Consider the following 8604-nt stretch of genomic DNA (forward strand, 5'->3'; position numbering starts at 1 on the left):
TGCGATTAAATCAGATCACAAACGAAGCCTTTTTTCTATCTATTTCAATTGGTTGTAGCTAAAGATCCTGTACATGAGCCAGCGCTATTTTGAACAGAACGCCGAAGGCTCGCAGGTCAAAAGCATCCGCCGCAGTGTGCTGGCCGAGACGCCGCTGGCCTTGCCTGCACTCCACCAACAGGCGGCGCTGGCCGCCCTGCAACAGAACCTGCGCCAGCAACAGCAGACGCTGCAACAGCTGATCAGCAATGGCGTGCAACTGCAACGCCGCATCGCCAACGATTTTCTGGCTGCCGCCACCGGTGGCGGCCAACTAGGAGGAACGACACCATGACCGAACAAATCAATCAGGATGAGATCAACAAAGCCCTGTGGGCGGCTTGCGATACCTTTCGCGGCACCGTCAGCGCCGATACCTACAAGGACTTCATCCTGACGATGCTGTTCCTCAAATACATCTCCGATGTCTGGCAGGATCACTACGACAACTACCAGGCCCAATACGGTGACGAGCCCGAACTCATCGACGAGATGATGAAGAACGAGCGCTTTGTGCTGCCCAAGGAATCCAGCTTCTATCACCTGTATGAACACCGCCACGAGCCGGGCAATGGCACCCGCATCGATATGGCGCTGCATGCGCTCGAAGAGGCCAATGGCACCAAGCTCAAGGATGCGGGCAAGAGCGTGTTTCAGGACATCTCGTTCAATACCGACAAGCTCGGTGAAGAGAAGCAGAAGAACACCATCTTGCGCCATCTGCTCGAAGACTTTGCCAAGGAGGCGCTCAACCTCAAGCCTTCGCGGGTTGGCTCGCTGGATGTGATCGGTAGCGGCTACGAATACCTGATTAAGAACTTCGCCGCCAGCGGTGGCCAGAAGGCCGGTGAGTTCTATACCCCGCCGGAAGTCTCCGATCTGATTGCCGAGCTGCTCGAACCCCAGCCGGGTGACACCATCTGCGATCCGGCCTGTGGCTCCGGCTCCCTGCTGATGAAGTGCGGGCGCAAAATCGTCGCCAACCACGGCAGCCGCCAATATGCGCTCTACGGCCAGGAGGCCATCGGCTCCACCTGGTCGCTGGCCAAGATGAACATGTTTCTGCACGGCGAGGATAACCACAAGATCGAGTGGGGCGACACCATCCGTAACCCCAAGCTGCTGGATAAGAACGGCGATCTGATGCTGTTTGATGTGGTTACCGCCAACCCGCCATTTTCGCTGGACAAGTGGGGCCATGAAGAGGCCGAGCACGACAAATTCAGCCGCTTCCGTCGAGGCATTCCGCCCAAGACCAAGGGCGACTACGCCTTTATCCTGCATATGATTGAGACACTCAAACCTCATAGCGGGCGTATGGGCGTGGTAGTACCCCACGGCGTACTGTTCCGCGGCTCTAGCGAAGGGCAAATTCGCCAGAAGCTGATTGAAGAGAACCTGCTTGATGCCGTCATAGGCCTGCCGGAGAAGCTGTTCTATGGCACCGGTATTCCGGCGGCTATCCTGATCTTCAAAAAACACAAGGTCGACGATAACGTGCTGTTTATCGATGCCAGCCGCGAGTGCAAGCCGGGCAAGAACCAGAACCAGCTCTCCGACGAGAATATCGCCAAGATTGTCGCCACCTACCGCAATGGCGATAACGTCGATAAATACGCCTATCTCGCCTCGCTGCAGGAGATCCGCGATAACGACTACAACCTGAATATCCCGCGCTATGTTGATACCTTCGAGGAAGAGGAAGAGATCGATCTGCTGGCGGTGCGCGCCGAACGCGAACAACTCAAAGCCCGACTGACCGAACTGGAAGGCGAAATGGCCAAGTATCTGGAGGAGCTGGGATATGGTGCCTAAGGGGTGGAATATATTATCTCTCCGAGACTTAGTTGACTTTACGAATGGAAAAGCACATGAAAATGATGTCGATGAATGTGGTCAGTTTGTATTAGTTAACTCAAAATTCATTTCGACAGGTGGTACTGTTTTTAAAAAAACTGATTCAGCTCATTGTCCCGCTAGTGAAGGGGATATTCTCATGGTTATGAGTGATGTCCCGAATGGAAAGGCAATTGCCAAGTGTTTTTATGTAACTAAAAACAATGAATATACTGTAAATCAACGAATCGCTAGGCTACGAGCTATAGCATGCGATTCACACTTTCTTTATTATTCGCTTGACCGAAACAAGTACTACTTGAAATTTGATGATGGGGTTAAGCAAACAAACTTAAGAAAAGATGAAGTATTGGATTGTCCAATAAAAGTTCCCCCTCTCCCCGAACAAAATAAAATCGCCAAAATCCTCTCCACTTGGGATCAGGCCATCAGCACCACAGAGCAGCTGTTGGCCAATAGCCAGCAGCAGAAAAAGGCGCTGATGCAGCAACTGCTGACCGGCAAAAAGCGCCTGCTGGATAAAAATGGTGTGAAATTTAGTGGGGAGTGGAAGTGGTTTAAAATTGCAGATTTATTGCTGGTAAGAAAGGAAAAGCAAGTTCCTACAGATGATGTACCTCTTTACTCTCTTACGATTGAGGATGGAGTCACTGCTAAATCAGAGCGCTATAATAGAGAGTTCTTGGTGAAAAACAGTGATGAGAAGAAATATAAAATTGTTAGACCGAAGGATATCGTTTATAACCCTGCCAATCTAAGGTGGGGGGCTATCAACTTTAGTCGACTTAATCATTCAGTTGTTGTGTCACCAATATATGAAGTTTTATATGTTAGAGATATAGCATGTACAGCACTAGAGTTTGTAGCTCAAAAGCTAATGACTCCAGACCAAATCAACCGTTTTGCTTCGATGGTCGAAGGGACTCTGGTAGAGCGAATGGCTGTTAAAATAGAACCATTTATTGCAACAAAATTAAGTATTCCGCCAACTTACGAAGAACAACAAAAAATCGCCTCAGTGCTGACCGCTGCTGATCAGGAAATTGAAACTTTGCAGCGCAAGATCGACTGTCTAAAGCAGGAGAAAAAAGCCCTGATGCAGCAGTTATTGACGGGCAAACGTCGGGTACAAGTGGGTTCTAGCGAGGGAATAGCCCATGACCGCTGACATCCCTTCCGCCCCTGCTGGCGAGTTTGTGATGTTTGCCAGTGCTGATGGTAAGGTAAGAATTGAATGCCGCTTTGAGGGGGACACGCTCTGGTTGCCACAAGCGGCGATGGCTGAACTGTATCAGGTCACGCCGCAGGCGATTACCCAGCATATTCGCGCTGTCTATGAAGAGGGCGAACTGGAGCCAAATCGAACTTGTAAGGATTACTTACAAGTTCAAACCGAAGGCTCCCGTCAGGTGAAACGTCAGGTGCATCACTACAGCCTGCCGCTCATCCTGGCCGTGGGTTACCGCGTGCGTTCAGTTCGGGGCACCCAATTCCGGCAGTGGGCAACCCGGGCGCTGGAAGAGTTTATCGTCAAAGGTTTTGTCATGGATGACGAACGCCTGAAAAATCCGCCTATTGGTTCCTCCGTGGTACCGGACTACTTCGGCGACATGCTGGAGCGGATCCGCGATATCCGCTCCAGTGAACGGCGCATGTATCTGCGTGTCCGAGAAATCTTTGCACTGGCGGCGGATTATGAGCCCTCATTCAAGGAAACCACCCAGTTTTTTCAGGTCATTCAAAACAAGCTGCATTATGCCTGTTCCGGTAAAACCGCAGCGGAGCTGATTTATACCCGAGCTGATGCCGAGCAAGCCCATATGGGGCTAACCAGCTATAAAGGCATCGAGGTCCGCAAGGCCGATGTGACTATTGCCAAAAACTACCTGAGTCAAACAGAAATCGAGGAGCTTAATCGCATCGTCAGCATGTGGCTCGATTTTGCCGAAGATCAGGCATTACGCCGCAAAGCAATCTTTTTGCGCGACTGGCAAGACAAACTAGACCAGTTTTTACAATTCAATGACCGCGATGTGCTCAGCGGTTCGGGCAAGATCAGTAAACAGCAGGCAGATAACAAAGCCCACCATGAATTTGATCGCTATGCCGAACAGCAACGTCGTTTAAAAGAAGAACAAGGTGCGCAAGATATCGATGCCTTGCTGAAATGGCAGCGCATACCGCAGCAAAAGGATCCCCAATGAGCGGTCAGACAGCCCCAAAATTCCAGGAAGAGTACAGTGCCAAGATCCCGGCGCTGGCGTTGTTAAGCAACCTGGGCTGGACCTTCCTGCCACCTGAGCAGGCATTAGCGGCGCGTGGTGGCAAGCCGAGCGAGGTGGTCCTGCGTGATGAATTACGCACGCAACTGGCCAAACGACGCTTTCCCTATGCCGGTCGTGAGCATGGGTTATCGGAGAAGACCCTCGATAACCTGGTCGCTGAAATTTGTTCGCCAGCGCTGAACGAAGGGCTGCTGCGGGCCAACGAACGGCTCTATAACCACCTGCTGCTGGGCATCTCCGTCACCGAGTTTGTCGATGGCAAGAAGGTCAATCCGACCATTGCCCTGATTGACTGGCAACAGCCGCAAAACAACAGCTTTGTCTTTACCGAAGAGTTCAGCGTACTGCGCTCAGGCGGCATTGATGCACGACGGCCGGACATCGTCTGCTTCGTCAATGGCATTCCGCTGGTTGTTATCGAAGCAAAACGCCCTGACGGCCACTCAGGACTGGGGGCCAAAAAGGGACCGACCATAGATGAAGGCATCTCGCAAAGCCTGCGCAATCAGCGGCACGACGAGATCCCGCAGCTCTTCGCGTACAGCCAGTTGCTGCTCTCCATCAATGGCTCGGATGGCCGCTATGGCACATGTTTGACGCCGACCACATTCTGGGCCGCCTGGCGCGAGGAGGATATTTCCGAAGCGCAGATGTTTGCCCTGAAGAATCGTCGTCTCTCGGCGCAGCAGATGGCCGCGCTGTTTGATCACCGTAAACCGCACGATCTGATCTGGTATCAGGATCTGGTCTCCTCCGGTGAGCTGGCGGTGACCGGTCAGGATCGGCTGTTGATGAGTCTGCTGTCACCCGCCCGCTTGCTGGAGATGACGCGCTATTTCACCCTGTTTGACAAGAAGGCGGGCAAGATAGTCGCCCGCTATCAGCAGGTATTTGGCATCAAGCGACTGATCGAACGCATCGATACACGCAATCTCCAGGGTGGGCGTGAAGGGGGCGTGATCTGGCATACCACGGGCTCGGGTAAGTCATTCACCATGGTGTTCTTGAGCAAGGCGCTGATCCTTCATGAGTCACTGAAAGCCTGCCGGATTATCGTGGTGACCGATCGGGTCGATCTGGAAAGCCAGCTGAGCAAGACCTTTGCCTCCGGTGGTGAGCTGGCGAGTAAAAAGGACCGCGAAGCGGCAATGGCCACCTCGGGCAAACGGCTGGCTGAGCAGATAGGTCGTGGCAATGAGCGGATTATTTTCTCGTTGATCCAGAAGTTCAACAGCGCGACCAAACTGCCGGAATGCAGCAATAACAGCCCGGACATTATCGTGCTGATCGATGAGGGGCATCGCAGCCAGGGGGGCGAGAACCATATCCGCATGAAGCAGGCACTTCCCAATGCCGCCTTTGTGGCCTTCACCGGCACTCCGTTGCTAAAAGACGACAAGACCACCAACAAGTTCGGCCCTATCGTGCATGCCTATACCATGCAGCGTGCGGTAGAAGACAGAGCAGTTACCCCGCTGCTCTATGAAGAGCGCATTCCGGATCTGGATGTGAACGAACGGGCCATCGACAGCTGGTTTGATCGGATCACCGAAGGGCTGAACGAAGAGCAAAAAGCCGATCTCAAGCGCAAGTTTGCCAAGAAGGGACAGATCTACAGTGCCGAGGATCGGATCCGGCTGATAGCGCTGGATATTGCCAACCACTTTGACAAACACATCAATGATGAGCTCAAAGGGCAACTGGCTTGCGACAGCAAAGCCTCGGCCATCAAGTACAAGCAGTATCTGGATGAAGCAGGTCTGTTTGAAAGCGCGGTGGTGATGAGCGCTCCCGATTCCCGTGAGGGCAATACCGAGGTTGATGAAGCCGCCATGCCCGAGGTGCAAAAGTGGTGGAATGAGCATGTCGGCAATCAGGATGAACAGATCTATACCAAGCAGATCATCGATCGATTTGACAAAGATCCGAGCCTGAAACTGCTTATCGTGGTGGATAAGCTGCTGACCGGTTTTGATGAGCCGAAGAATGCGGTGCTCTATATCGACAAGCCACTCAAGGGGCATAACCTGATCCAGGCGATTGCCCGCGTGAACCGACTGCACCTGAAGAAGCAGTTTGGTCTGCTCATCGACTACCGGGGCATCCTCAGCGAACTGGATACCACCATAGCCAAGTATCAGGATCTGGCGTCCCGCACTCAGGGGGGCTATGACATCAACGATATCGCCGGCCTCTACGAGCAGATGAGTACCGAGTACAAACGTCTGCCTCATCTCTATAAGATGCTCTGGGCCATCTTCGATGGCGTCAAAAACAAGAAAGACATCGAACAGCTGCGGCAGGTTCTGGTTCCCAAGACAGAGGATCGCGATGGTGAGCTGGTTGATGTGCACCTGAAGATCCGCGAAGACTTCTACGAGGCGCTGAGTGCTTTCGCCAGTTGCCTGAAGGTGGCATTGCAATCGAGCACCTTCTTTGCAGACAAGAGCTTCTCGGATGCGGATCGGCAGCACTACAAAGAGACTGTCAAACAACTCTCCAGCTTGCGGCAGTTGGTGCGGCAGGATGCAGGTGAAAGCATCGACTATGACGAATATGCCGAGCAGGTGAAAAAACTGCTGAACAAGCATGTTGTCGGTGTTGAAGTGCGGGATCCAGAAGGTGTGTACGAAGTTGGCAAGATGGGGCTGACACAACAACCTGACGAGTGGAACGAAGACAAGACCCGCAACGAGACGGATATCATCAAGACCCGGGTCACCCGGATGATTGAGCAGGAGCTAGGCGACGACCCCTACGCACAGGAGGCTTTCTCCAAGCTGTTGCGTCAGGCCATTGAAGAAGCGGAAAAGCTGTTTGACCACCCGCTCAAGCAATATCTGCTGTTTCATGAGTTTGAGCAGCAGGTACAAAAGCGCCAACTGGACGAGATTCCCGAAGCCTTTGCTGGACATCGCCATGCGCAAGCTTACTTCGGTGTGTTCAAAAGAATTCTGCCGGAAGTTTTCAGCATTGTGGATCAGCAGGTTCAGGATAAGTGGGTCAAACTTGCGTTCGAAATTGATGGCTGTGTCGAGATGTCGGTCGCCGAACACTCCATCAATCCACAAAACATCGAGGCCGATATCCGCAAAAAGCTGTTACCCAGAATGTTTGCCGAGTGCAAAGCCATAGGGGGTGGAATGGATCAGGCTAAGAAGATCGTCGAGATGGTCATTCAGATCACCCGCGTCGGTCTGAATCAGCATGCGGATTGAGTGGGGACAATGCTGATGAATGCTGCGATTGATTGTTCAACACCTTATCAGGCTGCCGAGCAGGGTGAACGGCTGAGTTTTAGTTATGGGGATGAACGGATCGACGTTGAGCGAGTGAGTCGTAACGCGAACACGGGTCGAGTGCGGATCCTGGTTCATCCGGATTGTCGTATCGAGGTTCAGGCCGGGGCCAATCTGTCGCAACACGAGGTTCTGGAGGCACTGAAAAAGCGCGCTCGCTGGATCTACCAGCAGTTACGCTATTTTCGTTCTCTCAATGAGCATGTTCTGGCGCCGCGCTATGTCAGCGGCGAGAGTTGCTATTACCTCGGCAAACAGTATCTGCTCAAGGTGACAGAATCGGCCACGCAAAAGCAGCAGGTGAAATTGCTGGGCGGTCAGTTACAAGTCTCGGTTCGACAGTATGCGCCAGAGCTTGTTTGCTCATTGCTGCATGAGTGGTACAAGGCGCGTGCGAAAGAGGTGTTTAATCGTAGGCTCGAGACGTTGCTTGAACAGACGCTCTGGGTCAGCGAGCGACCGCCTATTCGCATTCTGACGATGCGAACCCAGTGGGGAAGCTGCTCGCCAAATGGTCGTATCACGCTGAATCCTCACCTGGTGAAAGCGTCCCGAGAGTGCATCGACTATGTGATCCTGCATGAGCTTTGCCATATAGCCGAACATAACCACAGTGAACGATTCTACCGACTGATGGGGCAAATCATGCCGGGCTGGGAACAGATTAAAGAGAGACTCGATGGCATGGCAGGGGTCTATTTAAGCGGAACCTGAATCCATCTCTGACCTTATCATTCCTTTGGTGCCGAAAGTTGCAGCAACATCTCTTGCTGCCTTTCTTTCGGCAATTTGGCCAGAGCACACAGCAGTTCAGCCAACAGGTCATCATCACAGTAGAAATAAGCAACAGGATAACCCAGTTCCTGGGCGATGCGTTGCATCGTCTGGTAATCAGGGGCGTGCTTACCTTTTTCATACTGGTTCATTCTTGCGCTAGCAGATCCAAATTCCATACCTAATTGAATTCCGAGCTGTTGTTGCGTCAGGCCCACAGCCTTTCGCGCGGCTTTGAGTCTGATGGGTAATGGCTTAGCCATGTAGTATCTGCTCATGTACAGGATCTTTAGCAGCAACCAATTGAAATAGATATAAAAATGGCTTCGATTGTGATCTGATTTTATCGC

The 8604-nt window shown here is 52.3% G+C and carries 7 protein-coding genes; 6 read left to right on the forward strand and 1 reads right to left on the reverse strand.

All coding sequences use genetic code 11. The features are described from left to right. Nucleotides 1–73 precede the first annotated feature (73 nt). Genes OKC30_RS18450 through OKC30_RS18475 form a run of 6 tightly spaced genes read left to right on the forward strand, consistent with a single transcriptional unit; the run spans nucleotide 74 to nucleotide 8194 of the window. The gene (locus tag OKC30_RS18450) at nucleotides 74–334 is read left to right on the forward strand and encodes a hypothetical protein (protein ID WP_270809733.1); all 261 of its coding nucleotides are present in this window, start codon (nucleotides 74–76) and stop codon (nucleotides 332–334) included. Further along, nucleotides 331–1854: a type I restriction-modification system subunit M gene (locus OKC30_RS18455; protein WP_270809734.1), complete on the forward strand. Its 1524-nt coding sequence runs from the start codon at nucleotides 331–333 to the stop codon at nucleotides 1852–1854. The genes OKC30_RS18450 and OKC30_RS18455 overlap by 4 nt, the downstream gene beginning before the upstream one ends. Further along, nucleotides 1844–3064 (forward strand): restriction endonuclease subunit S, encoded by a 1221-nt coding sequence (locus tag OKC30_RS18460; protein ID WP_270809735.1) that lies wholly within the window; start codon nucleotides 1844–1846, stop codon nucleotides 3062–3064. The genes OKC30_RS18455 and OKC30_RS18460 overlap by 11 nt, the downstream gene beginning before the upstream one ends. Further along, nucleotides 3054–4100, forward strand: a complete 1047-nt coding sequence (locus tag OKC30_RS18465; RefSeq protein ID WP_270809737.1) for a virulence RhuM family protein — start codon at nucleotides 3054–3056, stop codon at nucleotides 4098–4100. Before OKC30_RS18460 ends, OKC30_RS18465 begins: the two co-directional genes overlap by 11 nt. Beyond that, nucleotides 4097–7399, forward strand: coding sequence for a type I restriction endonuclease subunit R (locus OKC30_RS18470; protein ID WP_270809738.1), 3303 nt, complete (start codon nucleotides 4097–4099; stop codon nucleotides 7397–7399). The genes OKC30_RS18465 and OKC30_RS18470 overlap by 4 nt, the downstream gene beginning before the upstream one ends. Nucleotides 7400–7408: 9 nt before the next feature. Beyond that, nucleotides 7409–8194, forward strand: coding sequence for a M48 family metallopeptidase (locus OKC30_RS18475; RefSeq protein WP_270809739.1), 786 nt, complete (start codon nucleotides 7409–7411; stop codon nucleotides 8192–8194). A gap of 17 nt (nucleotides 8195–8211) precedes the next feature. Here the strand turns inward: OKC30_RS18475 and OKC30_RS18480 are convergent. Next, the coding region (locus tag OKC30_RS18480) for a helix-turn-helix domain-containing protein (RefSeq protein ID WP_270809740.1) at nucleotides 8212–8604 on the reverse strand (393 nt) is incomplete at its 5' end.

Origin of the sequence: Aeromonas sp. QDB18 (assembly GCF_027705325.1) — a bacterium.
GTDB lineage: Bacteria > Pseudomonadota > Gammaproteobacteria > Enterobacterales > Aeromonadaceae > Aeromonas > Aeromonas caviae.